The sequence below is a fragment of the Curtobacterium sp. MCLR17_044 genome, from assembly GCF_003234435.1.
Lineage (GTDB): Bacteria > Actinomycetota > Actinomycetes > Actinomycetales > Microbacteriaceae > Curtobacterium > Curtobacterium flaccumfaciens.
Genome location: NZ_QKTC01000004.1, coordinates 168,743 through 183,202 on the forward strand (window position 1 = coordinate 168,743; position 14,460 = coordinate 183,202).

General features: G+C 72.4%; 13 protein-coding genes. 8 read left to right on the forward strand and 5 right to left on the reverse strand.

What is annotated here, in order from left to right; translation table 11 throughout:
* Nucleotides 1-496 precede the first annotated feature (496 nt).
* Genes DEJ04_RS04345 through DEJ04_RS04355 form a run of 3 tightly spaced genes read left to right on the forward strand, consistent with a single transcriptional unit; the run spans nt 497 to nt 3,206 of the window.
* Nucleotides 497-1,300 carry a hypothetical protein gene (locus DEJ04_RS04345; RefSeq protein ID WP_239001461.1) on the forward strand — a complete coding sequence of 268 codons (804 nt, stop codon included), beginning with the start codon at nt 497-499 and terminating at the stop codon, nt 1,298-1,300.
* A 59-nt stretch (nt 1,301-1,359) separates the two neighbouring features.
* A complete protein-coding gene (locus DEJ04_RS04350) occupies nt 1,360-2,361 on the forward strand; it encodes an ATP-binding cassette domain-containing protein (RefSeq protein ID WP_111022661.1) in 1,002 nt (333 codons plus the stop codon).
* Entirely contained in the window at nt 2,358-3,206 is an 849-nt protein-coding gene (locus DEJ04_RS04355; protein WP_111046345.1) for an ABC transporter permease, read from the forward strand. Before DEJ04_RS04350 ends, DEJ04_RS04355 begins: the two co-directional genes overlap by 4 nt.
* Nucleotides 3,207-3,221: 15 nt before the next feature.
* Here DEJ04_RS04355 and DEJ04_RS04360 read toward each other — a convergent pair whose 3' ends face one another.
* Together DEJ04_RS04360 and DEJ04_RS04365 are read right to left on the reverse strand one after the other, a co-directional pair.
* Nucleotides 3,222-3,884, reverse strand: coding sequence for a response regulator transcription factor (locus DEJ04_RS04360; protein WP_110864486.1), 663 nt, complete (start codon nt 3,882-3,884; stop codon nt 3,222-3,224).
* Nucleotides 3,881-5,116 (reverse strand): ATP-binding protein, encoded by a 1,236-nt coding sequence (locus tag DEJ04_RS04365; RefSeq protein ID WP_111046346.1) that lies wholly within the window; start codon nt 5,114-5,116, stop codon nt 3,881-3,883. Before DEJ04_RS04365 ends, DEJ04_RS04360 begins: the two co-directional genes overlap by 4 nt.
* A gap of 114 nt (nt 5,117-5,230) precedes the next feature.
* Between DEJ04_RS04365 and DEJ04_RS04370 the strand changes: the two genes are divergently transcribed.
* The 4 genes from DEJ04_RS04370 to DEJ04_RS04385 all read left to right on the forward strand — a co-directional run bounded on the left by DEJ04_RS04370 (nt 5,231) and on the right by DEJ04_RS04385 (nt 9,981).
* Nucleotides 5,231-6,631 (forward strand): PspC domain-containing protein, encoded by a 1,401-nt coding sequence (locus tag DEJ04_RS04370; RefSeq protein ID WP_181437731.1) that lies wholly within the window; start codon nt 5,231-5,233, stop codon nt 6,629-6,631.
* An 11-nt stretch (nt 6,632-6,642) separates the two neighbouring features.
* On the forward strand, nt 6,643-6,921 hold the full coding sequence (locus DEJ04_RS04375) for a hypothetical protein (RefSeq protein ID WP_111046348.1): 279 nt from the start codon (nt 6,643-6,645) through the stop codon (nt 6,919-6,921).
* Between the two features lie 154 nt (nt 6,922-7,075).
* Nucleotides 7,076-8,977, forward strand: a complete 1,902-nt coding sequence (locus DEJ04_RS04380) for an amino acid transporter (protein WP_250897460.1) — start codon at nt 7,076-7,078, stop codon at nt 8,975-8,977.
* A complete protein-coding gene (locus tag DEJ04_RS04385) occupies nt 8,974-9,981 on the forward strand; it encodes a DMT family transporter (RefSeq protein ID WP_111046350.1) in 1,008 nt (335 codons plus the stop codon). Before DEJ04_RS04380 ends, DEJ04_RS04385 begins: the two co-directional genes overlap by 4 nt.
* A 27-nt stretch (nt 9,982-10,008) precedes the next feature.
* Here DEJ04_RS04385 and DEJ04_RS04390 read toward each other — a convergent pair whose 3' ends face one another.
* Entirely contained in the window at nt 10,009-11,691 is a 1,683-nt protein-coding gene (locus DEJ04_RS04390; protein ID WP_111046351.1) for a long-chain-fatty-acid--CoA ligase, read from the reverse strand.
* Nucleotides 11,692-11,786: 95 nt separating this feature from the next.
* On the opposite strand from DEJ04_RS04390, the gene DEJ04_RS04395 reads away from it, so the two are divergent.
* Entirely contained in the window at nt 11,787-12,713 is a 927-nt protein-coding gene (locus DEJ04_RS04395) for an oxygenase MpaB family protein (RefSeq protein WP_071405489.1), read from the forward strand.
* Nucleotides 12,714-12,795: 82 nt separating this feature from the next.
* On the opposite strand, the gene DEJ04_RS04400 is transcribed toward DEJ04_RS04395, so the two are convergent.
* Nucleotides 12,796-13,785 carry an aldo/keto reductase gene (locus DEJ04_RS04400; RefSeq protein ID WP_111046352.1) on the reverse strand — a complete coding sequence of 330 codons (990 nt, stop codon included), beginning with the start codon at nt 13,783-13,785 and terminating at the stop codon, nt 12,796-12,798.
* A complete protein-coding gene (locus DEJ04_RS04405) occupies nt 13,782-14,348 on the reverse strand; it encodes a TIGR03086 family metal-binding protein (RefSeq protein ID WP_027464629.1) in 567 nt (188 codons plus the stop codon). The genes DEJ04_RS04400 and DEJ04_RS04405 overlap by 4 nt, the downstream gene beginning before the upstream one ends.
* Nucleotides 14,349-14,460 lie beyond the last annotated feature (112 nt).

Consider the following 14,460-nt stretch of genomic DNA (forward strand, 5'->3'; position numbering starts at 1 on the left):
GGTGCGGCGCTGCAAGCGGGCACGGGGTGTGCAGGTGCGCACGGTGCGGGCTGGAGGCGCGGTGCCAGCCCGGCTCGCGCCTCCCGGCCGGTGGGTTGTGGGCACGGTGCGGGGTCGGCGATGCGGTGCGGGGTTGGCTGCCGGGTGCGGTGCTGCAAGCGCGCACGGGGCTGCGAACCGCGCACGGGGTGTGCAGATTCGCACGGTGCGGACTGGAGGCGCGGTGCCAGCCCGGCACGCGCCTCCCGGCCGGTGGGTGGTGCGCACGGTGCGGGGTTGGCTGCCGGGTGCGGCGCTGAAAGCGTGCACGGGGCTGGGAACCGCGCACGGGGTGCGCAGGTGCGCACGGTGCGGACCGGGGGCGCGGTGCCAGCCCGGCACGCGCCTCCCGGCCGACTCTGAGCGGGCGCTCAGTCAGCCGACGCCGGGGGTTCGTAGTGTTGCAGTCCACGACGGGTCCGACCGGGCCCACCGTGCACCCGAAGGAGCATCGACCATGGGATTCCTCGACCGCCTGCTCGGACGTCCGGAGCGTGACCGATCCGCTGACGCACAGCAGAACCAGTGGGGGCAGCCGCCGCAGCAGCAGCAGCAGGGCTACCGGTACGGCCAGCAGTCCTACCAGCAGCCGGCGCCGTCCGCACCGCAGGGCGCAGGCGACCAGTACGGCGTCCCGCAGTGGGGCGGTGCACCGACGCAGCAGCAGGGCGCGACGACCGACGACGAGCGTGCGGTCGAGCGCTACCGCTACCTGCTCCGCACCGCACCGCCGGAGCGCATCGAAGAGGTCCACGCCGAGGCCTTCGCCAAGCTTACCGACGAGCAGCGGCGCATGGTCTACGACGAGTTCACCCGGACCGCGCCTCCCGGTGAGGCGCCCCGTGGTGACGACCCGCGCTCGCTCGCCCAGTCGGCGACCCGCTCCGAGATCCGCCAGCCGGGCTTCATGGAGCGCTCGCTCGGCGGCGTCGGCGGTGGCGGCGGACGCTTCGGTGGCCAGCGCGGCGGTCCGTCGTTCGGCAGCATGATCGGTGCCTCGATCCTCGGGACCGTGGCCGGCTACGTCATCGGTTCGGCGATCATGAGCGCGTTCCTGCCGGACCCCGGTTCGTTCGATGGCGGTACCGACGCTGCGGGTGACGGTGGTTCGGAGGACACTGGTGCTGAATCCGGTGATGCCGGGGCGTCCGACGGCGGCGCATCCGACGGCGGCGGCTTCGACAATGCGGGCTGGGGCGACAGCGGATCCGACTTCGGCGGTGGCTTCAGCGACTTCGGTGGTGGTGACTTCGACGTCTGAGTGACGTCCGTCGCTCCACCGGACCCCCGGGTACCCACCGTGTCCGACGAAGGAGCGACATGGCCATCATCGAAGCCTCCGGGCTGACCAAGACCTACAAGTCGAAGTCCGGGCCGGTGCACGCGCTGGCCGGGCTCGACCTGTCGGTGCCGCAGGGCACCGTGAAGGCGCTGCTCGGGCCGAACGGCGCGGGCAAGACCACGGTGGTGAAGGTACTGACCACCCTCATCACGCCCGACTCGGGCACCGCGACGATCGACGGCATCGACGTGATCGCCGACCCGCAGGCCACCCGGCGGTCGATCGGGGTGTCCGGGCAGTACGCGGCGGTGGACGAGAACCTGACCGGGTTCGAGAACCTCGAGATGATCGGGCGGCTCTACCACCTGGGCCGCCGGACAGCGCGCGATCGTGCCCGGGAGCTCATCGACGTCTTCGACCTGTCCGAGGCGGGGGACCGTCCGGTGAAGGGCTTCTCCGGCGGCATGCGGCGACGCATCGACCTCGCCGGTGCGCTGGTGATGAACCCGCGCGTGCTGTTCCTCGACGAGCCGACGACGGGCCTCGACCCCCGAAGCCGTCTGGCGCTCTGGGGCATCATCGAGGACCTCGTGGCCGAAGGAGCGACGGTGCTCCTCACCACCCAGTACCTGGAAGAAGCCGACCGGCTCGCCGACGACATCGCGGTCATCGACGACGGGGCCGTCATCGCCGAGGGCACCGCGGACCAGCTCAAGGCGCAGGTCGGCGGGCACCGCGTGGTCGTGACCCTGGTCGACGAGGCCGACGGCGACGCGGCGACGACGGTGCTGCGGCGGTACGGGGTCGGCGAGGTCGAGACCTCGGGCGACGGCCGCACCCGTGCCATCGCGGTGGAGGCCGGTCCGGCCGCCCTGCAGCGCGTGCTCGCCGACCTGGGCGAGGCCGGTATCGAACTCCACGACGCCGGCATGCGGCGCCCGACCCTCGACGACGTCTTCCTCCGCCTGACCGGGCACGCCGCGACGGACGACGACGCCGGCGCACCCGCGGCCACCAAGCAGAAGGAGACGGCACGATGACCACCACGTCCCTCGCGCCGGGCCGCCAGCTGCCCGTCGTCGTCACCTCGCCGCTCGCCGTCTGGATCGAGGACGGCTGGACCGTCACCAAGCGGAACCTCATCAAGCTCAAGCGGTCGCCGGACATGCTCGTGTTCGCCGTGCTGCAGCCGATCATGTTCGTGCTGCTGTTCAGCCAGGTCTACGGCGGCGCCATCCAGGTGCAGGGGACCGACTACACGCAGTTCCTGATGGCGGGGATCTTCGCGCAGACCGTGGTGTTCGGCGCGACGTTCTCCGGGTCGGCGATGGCGCAGGACCTGAAGGAAGGGCTGATCGACCGGTTCCGCACGCTGCCGATGTCGGCGTCCGCCGTGCTGGTGGGGCGCACCAACTCCGACCTCGTCCTGAACTCGATCTCGATGGCGATCATGATGCTCACCGGGCTCGCGGTCGGGTGGCGGGTGAACTCGTCGCCGCTCGAGTTCCTGGCCGGCATCGCCCTGCTGCTGCTGTTCAGCTACGCGTTCAGCTGGGTCATGGCGCTGCTCGGCATGAGCGTCAAGACGCCCGAGGTCATCAACAACGCCTCGTTCATGATCCTGTTCCCGCTGACGTTCATCTCGAACGCGTTCGTGCCGAGCGACACCCTGCCGCTGGTGCTGCGCGTGTTCGCGGAGTGGAACCCGGTGTCGTCGCTCGTGCAGGCCGCGCGAGAGCTCTTCGGCAACGTCGGGTCCGCGCCGGTGCCGGACATCTGGACGATGCAGCACCCCGTGCTGACCGTGCTGATCGGGATCGCCGTGATGCTCGTGGTCTTCGTGCCGTGGGCGGTCAACAAGTACACCAGGATCAGCGCGAAGTGACGCCGGCGTGGGCGCTCAGAGCAGCTTGCGCTGCAGCGCCCACGCCGTCAGCTCGTGCCGGTTCGACAGCTGGAGCTTCCGCAGGACCTTCGACACGTGTGTCTCGACGGTCTTCACCGAGATGAACAGCTCCGTCGCGACCTCCTTGTAGGCGTACCCCCGCGCGATGAGCCGCATGACCTCCTGCTCGCGCGCGGACAGGCGGTCCAGCTCGGCGTCGTGCTGCGCCGTCTCGCCGCTGACCGCTCCGAACGCGTCGAGCACGAAGCCCGCCAGGCGCGGCGAGAACACCGCGTCCCCGTCCGCCACACGGGTCACGGCCTCGGCTACCTCGGCACTCGACGAGCTCTTCGTGATGTACCCGCGGGCGCCGGCTCGGATGACCCGCACCACGTCGTCGGCGGCGTCCGACACGCTCAACGCGAGGAACCGGGTGTCCGGGTTCTCCGGCGCAGAGCGCGTGATGACCTCGGCACCGCCGCCGCCGGCGCCGCCCGGCAGGTGCACGTCGAGCAGGACGACGCGTGGGCGGGTGGCCGCGACGAGCGTCACGGCTTCGTCGACGGTCGCCGCCTCACCCACGACCTGGAGGCCCGGTGGCAGTCCGGCGCGCACGCCGGCTCGGAAGATGGAGTGGTCGTCGACGATCGCGACGGTCAACGGGGCGGGCTCGGTCATGCGTGCTCCTCGTCGTGGGCCGCGGGTGCGAGCGGCAGGGTCAGCCGGACCTCGGTGCCGGTGCGGCCCGGCCCCGGCGCGATGGTCGCGTGGCCGCCGAGGCGCTGCATCCGGCCGATGATCGATTCGCGGACGCCGTACCGACCCGCGGGCACCGAGTCGACGTCGAAGCCCGGGCCGCGGTCGCGGATGCTGAGCTCGACCCGGTCACCGGCGGTCTCGGCGTACACGCTCACGGTGCCACCGGCGTGCCGGGCGGCGTTCAGCATCGCCTCGCGGGCGGCGGCGACGAGCCCGTCCGGCAGGTCGCTGCGGGCGGGTCCGACCGCGATGACCTCGATGCGGGCGGGGTACTCGGCCTCGATGTCCACGGCGGCGTCCTGCAGCTGCGCGCCGAGGTCGCGCGCGGGTTCCGCCCGCTCGGTGAAGAGCCAGGACCGCAGTTCGCGCTCCTGCGCCCGCGCCAGCCGTGCCGCGTCCGAACCCGGCTCGGCCTTCTGCTGGATGAGGGCGAGGGTCTGCAGCACCGAGTCGTGCAGGTGCGCCGCGAACTCGGCGCGCTCGAGGTCGCGGACGCGGGCGGCGCGTTCCTCGGCGAGGTCGCGGACGAGTCGGACCACCCACGGGGCGACCACGACGGCGACCCCGACCAGGACGGCCACCGCCGCGGTGAGCACAGTCCAGACGTTCGGGCGGCTGCTCGTCGTGAAGAACAGCAGGATGCCGAGCACGACGAGCACCAGGGCCCCGAGCGCCCGGACGACGAGGGCGGATGACCCGGCCGTGCGGACGTTGCGGAGCGCGTCGAACTGCCGCCAGGCGAGTGCGGCACCGGTGACGACCACGACGCCGGGGACGACGACCTCGAGGGGGACGGCCACCCCCATCCGCGCTGCGACCACCGCGCCGGCGGCGGCGAGCAGAGCCACGCCGAGCAGGATCTCGACGACCGGGGCACGCCGGGCGGACGCGGTGGTCTCGTCCTGGTCGACGACGGCGGCCGGGGTCAGCACGGACTTGAGTGGTGTATGTCCGGCGGTTGCCCCGGCGGCGGCGCTCGGCACGGTCGCCCAGAGCCAGGCGTAGAGCAGCAGCCCGGCGCCACCGCAGACCACCAGGACCGCGGTGGCGAGCCGGACGGCCCCGACCGGCAACCCGGTGTGCGCCGCGAACCCGCTGCAGACCCCGCCGACGACCCTGGGGGTCGGGCGCGTCATCGTCGCGGTGGCCATGGGGCAATCCTGGCACCCGGACGGCGGTCGCAGCAGGGTCCGGGGCCGGGATCAGGGACCGGTCAGGGGGAACCCCGATGGTGTCGGCGCAGCACTGCCGGGATGCTGGTGGCCATGACCGATCACCAGCACGACTCCGCTCCCGGCACCGCCGCCGGCAGCGCCGACTCGACGACCCGGTTCTTCGACTGGGTCCGCGGCCTCGGCATCGCGCGCACCGACGACCGCTGGCTCGCCGGCGTGTGCGGTGCCGTCGCCCGCCGCACCGGGCTCGACCCGCTCGTGGTCCGCGGCGTGACGATCGTCGTCGCGCTGCTGGGTGGCCCGGTCTTCCTCGCCTACGCCGCTGGCTGGGCGCTGCTGCCCGACACCGCCGGACGCATCCACGTCGAGCGGATGATCCGCGGGGTCCTCGACCCGGCGCTCATCGCGATCGGCGCCTTCGTGGCGCTCACCTTCGTGCCCGCCGCCCGCGGCCTCTGGTGGCAGGGGGTCCCGGACGCCTGGGGGATGCCCGGATGGCTCGAGGCGACCCTGGGCACCGCGTGGAGCATCGTGCTCGTCGGCGGGATCGTCTGGCTCATCGTGGTCCTGGCCCGACGCGGGGTGGACGGCGATCGGACCGCGAGCACCGGCACCGGCACCGGCACCGACCCGACCGCTGCGCCGCGGGGCGACTTCTGGACCAGCCCCGAGGAGCCGCACCCCGCCCGGAACGCGTGGACCGCGGCGGCGACCGGCGCGACGGACGCGGGACGGGCCTCCTGGCAGTGGGGTGCACCCGCGAGCCCCGAGGACCGGCGACGGCAGCACGAGGAGCGGATGCGCGCCGAACGCGAGCGGGCGGCCGAACGGCGGGCCGAGCGGGTGGAGCGGCGACCCGGGGCAGCGTACGTCGCCGTGTCCCTCGGACTCGCACTCGTCGCTGGAGCCGGCGTCGCGTTCTGGGCGCAGCAGGCCGGGTGGTCCGTCCCGGTCCTCGGGATCGCCGCGGCGCTCGCGGTGCTGGCCATCGCCACGATCGTCGCCGGGATCCGCGGCCGCGATGACGACGTGCTCGGACTGTTCTCGACGGTCGCCGCGGTGGCCCTGGTGGTCACCGGGGTCCTGCCTGCCGGCACCCAGGTCTCGCTGATCGGCGGCACCACGTGGCAGGTGGAACGGGCTGCGTCGGGGAGCGAACGGAACTTCGCGATGCTGGCCGGCGGTCCGACGCTGGACCTCCGCGGGCTCGAGCCGTCGGCGGTCGGGGGCGACGTGAACCTCTGGCTGGGCGCCGGCGGGGCCGAGGTGCTGCTGCCGACCGACCTGCCGGTGCGGGTCGAGGTGAGCGGTGTCGGCTACGGGGTCGACACCGGCGGGGGCGACGACGACGGCGCCGGTGGAGTGCTCCGGACCACCACGCTCGAGAACCGTGCGGCACGCACGGCCGATGCGGACGAGACGACGACGGTGCACCTGTGGATCCTCGGCGGCGGCGTCGACGTGCCGCGGGCGATCACGGTCGGCGAGTGAGGAACGGGACGATGACGAACGACGGAACGACCAACGACGAGACGACTCCGCCGATGGCTCCACCGGCGGCTCCCGACGGGCCCGTCCGGCGGCCCGCACGCCGTGGCGCACGCTTCGGCACGATCCTGTGGGGTGTCCTGATGCTCGTGTTCGCCGGGGCGATGGCCGTGAGTGCGCTGCCGATGTTCTCAGTGGACACCACGACCCTGCTGCTCGCCGCCTGCATCGCCGCTGGTGTGCTGCTGGTCGTGGCGGGGATCGTGGCGACGCTGTCCCGCACACGGCGGTAGTGGGAGCGCCCCGTCCACAGGACCGTCCGGGTGTGCACGGGGGTCACCCGGACGGCTTAGCATCATCCACGTGACCGCGACAGACGCCGAGCGGGCCGCCCAGCGCGACGCCACCGAGCAGCCCCTCGACCGCAGCACCCGCCTGCGCCGGTGGATGCTGCACGGGGCCGACCAGGGAGCCTCCCACCAGGGCCCGCACCAGGTCGAGGTCGAGAAGACCCACCCGTGGTGGCGGGTCATGTGCCTGACCGGCGTCGACTACTTCTCCACCCTCGGGTACCAGCCCGCCATCGCCGCGCTCGCCGCGGGGCTGCTGTCGCCGATCGCGACGATCGTCCTCGTGCTCGTCACGCTGTTCGGGGCGCTGCCGGTCTACCGCCGGATCGCGCACGACAGCTTCCGGGGCGCCGGGTCGATCATGATGCTCGAGAAGCTCCTGCCGTGGTGGGCGGGCAAGCTGCTCGTGCTGGTGCTGCTCGGGTTCGCCGTGACGGACTTCATGATCACGATGACCCTGTCGGCGGCCGACGCCACGGCGCACATCGCCGAGAACCCGTACACGCCGCACTGGTTCACCGAGATCCCGGTGCCGCTCACCCTGGCGCTGCTGCTCCTGCTCGGCATCGTGTTCCTGCGCGGGTTCAAGGAGGCCATCGGCATCGCGGTCGGCCTCGTCGCGGTGTTCCTCGCCCTGAACGCCGTCGTCATCATCGTCGCCCTCTGGCACGTGTTCGAGAACCCGATGGTGGCGAGCGACTGGTGGTCCGGGCTGACGGCACAGCACGGCAACCCGCTCGTGATGGTCGGCATCGCCCTGATCGTGTTCCCGAAGCTCGCGCTCGGGCTCTCCGGGTTCGAGACCGGTGTCGCGGTGATGCCGCAGGTCCGCGGCGACGCCACCGACGACACCAGCGACCGACCCGAGGGCCGGATCCGTGGCACCAAGCGCCTGCTGACCGTCGCGGCGCTCATCATGAGCTCGTTCCTTATCACGTCGTCGATCGTGACGACGTTCCTCATCCCGCAGCGCGAGTTCCAGCCGGGCGGCGGTGCGAACGGGCGCGCTCTGGCGTACCTGGCGCACGAGTACATGGGCGGTGTGTTCGGGTCGATCTACGACTTCTCGACCGTCGCCATCCTCTGGTTCGCCGGCGCGAGCGCGATGGCGGGGCTCCTCAACCTGGTGCCGCGGTTCCTGCCGCGCTACGGCATGGCACCGCAGTGGGCTCGTGCGGTGCGTCCGCTCGTGATCATCTTCACGCTCATCGCGTTCGTGATCACGATCATCTTCCAGGCCGACGTCGACGCGCAGGGCGGCGCCTACGCCACCGGCGTGCTCGTGCTCATCACGAGCGCCGCGGTCGCGGTGACGCTGTCCGCGCGCCGCAAGCAGCAGCGCAAGCGCACCATCGCGTTCGGCGTGATCTCGGTGGTGTTCGTCTACACCACCGTCGCCAACGTGATCGAGCGGCCCGACGGCGTGCGGATCGCGGCGATCTTCATCATCGCGATCGTCGTGGTGTCGCTCATCTCGCGCGTGCGGCGTTCGTTCGAGCTCCGGGCGTCGTCGATCGAGCTCGACGCGACCGCCCGCCAGTTCGTCGAGGCCGACGCCGACCAGTTCAGCTCCGTCTGCATCATCGCGAACGAACCCGGCGCCGGCACGGCCGAGGCGTACCGGGCCAAGGGGCGCGAGGAGCGCCGCGACTCCGGCATCCCGGCCCGCGTGCCGACGATGTTCCTCGAGGTCCTGCCCGCCGACTCCTCCGACTTCGAAGAGGACCTGGTGGTCGAAGGCCACGTCATCCACGGGTTCCGCGTGCTCAAGGTCCGCTCCGGCAACGTCCCGAACACCATCGCGTCGACGCTCCTCGCCATCCGCGACCTCGCCGGGGTGGTGCCGAGCATCTACTTCGAGTGGAACGAGGGCAGCCCGATCCGCAACGCCCTGCGCTTCGTGTTCACCGGTGCCGGCGACGTCGCCCCCGTCACGCGCGAGGTCCTGCGCGAAGCGGAACCCGAAGTGAACCGACGGCCGAGCGTCCACGTCTCGTGAGCCACGGACCGGGCGCGGGGCGTGCCTCCAGGCCCGTCGGCGGCCTGGCGGCGATCGCGGTCGCCGCGGCGGTCTGGGGCACCACCGGGACCGCGACGCACTTCGCGCCCGGTGTGCCGGCGTTCGTGTTCGGTGCGGTCACCTTCGGGCTCGGCGGCCTCGTGCTCGCCGCGACCGCTGGTCGGGGCACGCTGCGTGCCGTCGCCCAGCGCCGGACCCGCGGCTGGGCACTGCTCGGTGCCGCGTCGCTCGTGGTCTACGCGGTCGCGTTCTACGCGGCCCTCGCCGACGCCGGGGTCGCGCTCGGCACGACCCTGGCCATCGGCTCGTCGCCCGTCTTCGCCGGCCTGGTCGAGTGGGTCGCCGACCGGAGGCGCGTCACCCGGCGGTGGGTCGTCGCCACCCTGGTGAGCGTGGTCGGCATGGTCGTCGTCACCCTCGCGCGCTCCGAGCACGACGGTGGCGGGCGCTCACTCGCGGTCGGCGTCGGCAGCGCCCTGGTCGCCGGTCTGACGTACGCGCTGTACTCGTGGGCGGTGGCGCGGGGGATGCACGCCGCGACGAGCCGGATGCCGATCGCCGTCGGTCGCGCGGAGTCCGACAGCATGCCGGTCGGTGGGGACGTCGGGGTCGCGGCCGCACGGGCTGCCCGCGGGCCGAACGAACGCGGCCTCGTCGGCGCGGTGTTCGGGGTGGCCGCGGTGCCGCTCGTCGTGCTCGCCGTGGTGGCGGGCGGGCCGTTCCTGACCGACGCCGGCAACTGGCCGGTGTTCCTCTACCTGGCGCTGGTGCCGACGGTGATCGGGCACTCGCTGTACGCGCTCGGCCTCCGGACGGTGACGGCGTCGGTCGCGACGCTGCTGTCGCTGCTCGAGCCCGTCGTGGCCGCGGTGCTGGCGGTGCTCGTGGTGGGGGAGCGCCTGGGCGTCGGCGGATGGGCCGGCATCGTGCTGGTGGTCGCCGGGCTGTCCGTGCTGGCGCTGCCCGCGCGGCGCGCCCGCTGATCAGCGGCGGCGCCCGGCGCCCGCGCGTCAGCCGTCCAGGATCTGGTCCCGCACCTTCCGCCGCAGCACCTTGCCGATCATCGAGCGCGGCAGGTCCTCGACCACGACGACCCGGCGCGGCACCTTGTACGCCGCCAGGTGCTCGCGCGACCATGCCCGGAGCGCGGCCGCGTCGAAGGTCGAGGGGTCCTTCGGCACGACGGCCGCGACGACCTGCTCGTTGCCGCCCTGCGTGATGCCGACGACTGCGACCTCCTTGACGCTGGGGTGCTTGAGCAGGGTGTCCTCGACCTCGGACGGTGACACGTTGAAGCCGCCGGTGATGATGAGTTCCTTGAGGCGGTCGACGATCCGGACGTACCCGTCGCCGTCGATGGCCACGATGTCGCCGGTGCGGAACCAGCCGTCGGGCGTGAAGACCTCGTCGGTGGCCTCGGCCTTGCCCCAGTAGCCGCAGAACACCTGCGGGCCACGGACCTGCAGTTCGCCGGGCTCGTCGATGCCGAGCACCTTCGTGTCGTCGTCGGGGTCGACCACGCGCGCCTCGGTGGAGGACAGCGGCAGGCCGATCGATCCGAGTCGACGCTCGGGGGAGACCGGGTTGGCCATCAGGACCGGGGAGCACTCGGACAGGCCGTAGCCCTCGACCAGGTACCCGTCGGTCCGGGCCTCCCACGGTTCGACGATGTCCTGCGACAGCGGCATGGCGCCGGAGATGCCGATCTCGATGCCCTTGAGCGACACCTTCGCCGAGTCGGCCGCGTGCTGCAGCCGCGCGTAGATCGGCGGCACGGCCGGCAGGAACGTCGGCGGGTAGCGTTTGATCGCCGTCAGGACGAGGGCGGGATCGAACGCGGGGAAGAGCACGAGCCGCGAGGCCATGCTCATCGCGAAGGTCAGGCAGAGCGTCAGGCCGTAGGCGTGGAACATCGGCAGCACCGCGTACACGACGTTGTCGCCGCGGCGGATCTGCGGCACCCACGCCCGGGCCTGCGCGGCGTTCGCCAGCAGGTTCCGGTGGCTCAGCACCGCGCCCTTCGGCGTCCCGGTGGTGCCGGACGTGTACTGGATCAGCGCGACGTCGTCGGTGGCCGGCCGCGGGTGCCGCTTCGACAGCTTGCGGGTGTCGGCGAGGTCGTCCCACTTGACGGTGCCGCGCACCTTCGCCGTCAGCTTCGCGCGGGACTCCCGGGCCTTCGCGACCGGCAGCGCCAGGGCGAGCCGGGTGCTCCGGGGCATGGCGCGGGTGATGTCGACCGAGACGATCGCGTCCAGGTGCACGTCGGCCGGGAAGTCCTGCAGCGTCGCGACGGACTTGTCCCAAGCGATGGCGACCTTGGCGCCGTGGTCCTCGAACTGGTGGCGGAGCTCCCGCGGCGTGTACAGCGGGTTGTGCTCGACCACGATCGCACCGAGCCGCAGCACCGCGTAGAACGCCACGATGTGCTGCGGGCAGTTCGGCAGGACGATGGCGACGCGGTCACCCGCGCCCACGCCGAGCTTCCGCAGGCCGTTCGCCGCGCGGAGGATCTGCTCCTCGAGGTCGGCGTAGCTCGTGGTGCGCTTGAAGAACTCGAGGGCGACCTGCCTGGGGAACTTCCGGGCCGACTGCTCGACCAGGTCGTACAGGGAACCACTCTGTTCCTCGATGTCGTGCGGGACCCCCGGGGCGTACGAGGCAAGCCAGGGACGAGGCGTGTCGATGCTCACCCGACCCAACCTAGTGGGCCACCCCCGTGCACGCTGGGAGGGCCACTTTGCGCGATGCCACCCCCGCGCCCAGGTGACGGACGGAACATGACGACATGTCCACTGTCTCCGACGTCTTCCGGTCCCGCCTCAACCAGACGTTCACGGGTGGTTCGACCGGCACGGAAGCCTGGATGGACGACCTGGAACACGGCACCGACGCGGGCTTCTTCGGTCCGGGCTCGGCCACGTGGGCGGTGCACGGTGGGAGCCACGGCATCGTCGCCGGCGTGCGGGCACTGCTCGTCCAGGCGCTGCACCCCGGCGCACTCGCCGGCGTCGCCGACCACTCCCGGTACCGCGAGGACCCGTTCGGCCGTCTGGCCGGCACCAGCCGGTGGATCGCCACCGTCACGTACGGCGACCGCCAGACCGCCCGCAGCGGCAGCGACTGGGTGCTCCGGCTGCACGAGCGGGTCCGCGGGCAGTACGTCGACGCGCACGGCACCGCCCGCCCCTACGCGGCGAACGACCCGGACCTGGCGCGGTGGGTGCACCTCGCCTTCACGGATGCGTTCCTCCGCGCCGCCCAGCGCTGGGGCGGCCCGATCCCCGGAGGCGCCGACGCCTACGTGCGGGAGTGGGCCGAGGCCGGGCGCCTCATGCGCATCGTCGACCCGCCCGAGTCCGAGGCGGAGCTCCGTGCCCAGATGAACGGGTACCTCGACCGCGGCGAACTCCTGGTGGACTCGCGCACCCGCGACGTCGTCCGGTTCATCAAGGACCCACCGCTGTCCCGCCTGCTGCGACCCGGCTACCGCGCGGTGTTCCAGGGCGCCGTGTCCACGCTCGACCCGCGGCACCGCTCGCTCCTCGGCCTCCGTGCGCCGATCGTCGGCCCGGTCGAGCTGCCCGTGGTCCGCACCACGAAGCTCGTGCTCGACGGGATCGGTGCGGTGCTCGACGACCAGACCGGTTCCGAACGAGCCGCGCGGCGGCGCATCGCGCGCCTGCAGCGCGCCGACGGCAGCGCGGTCGCCTGAGCACGGCGGTCACCGCGACCACCTGACGGACGGGAGGCAGGGTGCCAGCTGGCACCGTGCCTCCCGTCCGCTCGTGGGGGCGTCAGAAACCCGACGGCACCCGGGGCGTGTACGCGGACTCGAGTCGCGTGACCTCGTCGTCGGTGAGCGTCAGCGACGCTGCGGCCACCGCGTCGTCGATGTGGTGCTCCTTCGTCGCGCCGACGATGGGCGCGGAGACCGCGGGCTTGCCGGCGACCCAGGCCAGGGCGACCTGCGCCATCGGGACGCCGCGCTCCGTGGCGACGGCCTCGACCGCGTCGACGATCGCGCGGTTGGCGTCCTCGTCCTGCTTGTAGAGGGTCTTGCCGAACTCGTCGGTCTGCGCGCGTGAGCCCGAACCGGAGGCGTCCCAGGGGCGGGTGACGCGGCCGCGGGCGAGGGGGCTCCACGGGATCACGCCGACGCCGGTGTGCTCGCAGAAGGGGAGCATCTCGCGCTCCTCCTCGCGTTCGAGCAGGTTGTACTGGTCCTGCATGCTCACGAACTTCGTCCAGCCGTGGCGCTCGGCGGTGTGCTGCATCTCGGCGAACTGCCACGCCCACATGCTGCTCGCGCCGATGTAGCGGGCCTTGCCGGCCTTGACGACGTCGTGGAGGGCCTCCATGGTCTCCTCGATCGGCGTCACCGGGTCGAAGCGGTGGATCTGGTACAGGTCGACGTAGTCCGTGCCCAGCCGGGTCAGGGAGGCGTCGATCTCGTGCATGATCGCCGCGCGGGACAGCCCGGCGCCGTTCCGGCCGGGCCGCATCCGGTTGAAGGCCTTCGTGAAGACCTGGACGTCCTCGCGCGGAGCCAGCTCGGCGAGGAGCGTGCCGGTGATCTCCTCGCTGCTGCCGTCCGAGTAGACGTTCGCGGTGTCGAAGGTCGTGATGCCGGCCTCGAACGCGCGGCGGACGAACGGGCGGGCCTCGTCGATGCCGACGCTCCAGGCGTGCGAGCCCCGGTCCGGGTCGCCGTACGACATCATGCCGAGGACGACGCTGCTGATCTCGAGCCCCGAGTTGCCGAGGCGCTTCGTGTCGGTGGTCATGCCGTCACTCTGGCATCGCGACCTGTGACGGCGAGCAGGCGGACCTGGAGCGGGGAGTCCTCGGTGACGTCGACCGGGGGTGCGTATAGGCCGGTGGCGGCGAGGTCCTCGATCTGCGGCTCGAAGTACTCCCACACGGCGCGGACGAGCTCGTCGGGCAGGGACTCCTCGGTGCCGGTCGCCCGGGCGAGGTCCCACGTGTGGATCGTGATGTCGCTCGTCTGCTCGGTGAGGTACTGCGCGGCGGGCACGACGTCGGTGCTGAGGTGCACGGGGGTGTCCTGCGGGGCGTTCCGCCAGGCGTCGGTGGCCGCGGTGGCGAACCGGTGCCACTCGGCCACCAGGTCGTCGCCGATCGGCTCGAGGTCGGCCTGGGCCTGGGCGTAGTCGCACCCGGTCAGGAGCTTCGGGATCCAGCGCTGCTCGTCGACGACGTGGGCGACGAGGTCGCGGGTGGTCCACTCGGAGTCGGGGGTCGGGGCGTCCCAGTCGGTGACGGCGGCGACGCGGCGGCCGAACTCGGCTGCCGCGAGGGCCTGCATCGCGATCCAGTCGGTGGCCATGGTGGTGCTCCTGTTCGTCGTGCGGGCGTGCTCGTGGTTGGTGCTTCTCGTGCAACTCGGGGTCCGGCGTGCGGATTCCCCTCGGTGCCGTCGCACGTGCCAACGTTACGCG

Bases quoted from the DNA above. Each gene is read 5' to 3' on its own strand.
- DEJ04_RS04370 (WP_181437731.1), top strand. From the start codon at position 5,231: ATGACCGATCACCAGCACGACTCCGCTCCCGGCACCGCCGCCGGCAGC.
- DEJ04_RS04375 (WP_111046348.1), top strand. From the start codon at position 6,643: ATGACGAACGACGGAACGACCAACGACGAGACGACTCCGCCGATGGCT.
- DEJ04_RS04365 (WP_111046346.1), bottom strand. From the start codon at position 5,116: ATGGCCACCGCGACGATGACGCGCCCGACCCCCAGGGTCGTCGGCGGG.
- DEJ04_RS04350 (WP_111022661.1), top strand. From the start codon at position 1,360: ATGGCCATCATCGAAGCCTCCGGGCTGACCAAGACCTACAAGTCGAAG.
- DEJ04_RS04405 (WP_027464629.1), bottom strand. From the start codon at position 14,348: ATGGCCACCGACTGGATCGCGATGCAGGCCCTCGCGGCAGCCGAGTTC.
- DEJ04_RS04380 (WP_250897460.1), top strand. From the start codon at position 7,076: ATGCTGCACGGGGCCGACCAGGGAGCCTCCCACCAGGGCCCGCACCAG.
- DEJ04_RS04345 (WP_239001461.1), top strand. From the start codon at position 497: ATGGGATTCCTCGACCGCCTGCTCGGACGTCCGGAGCGTGACCGATCC.
- DEJ04_RS04400 (WP_111046352.1), bottom strand. From the start codon at position 13,785: ATGACCACCGACACGAAGCGCCTCGGCAACTCGGGGCTCGAGATCAGC.
- DEJ04_RS04395 (WP_071405489.1), top strand. From the start codon at position 11,787: ATGTCCACTGTCTCCGACGTCTTCCGGTCCCGCCTCAACCAGACGTTC.
- DEJ04_RS04355 (WP_111046345.1), top strand. From the start codon at position 2,358: ATGACCACCACGTCCCTCGCGCCGGGCCGCCAGCTGCCCGTCGTCGTC.
- DEJ04_RS04360 (WP_110864486.1), bottom strand. From the start codon at position 3,884: ATGACCGAGCCCGCCCCGTTGACCGTCGCGATCGTCGACGACCACTCC.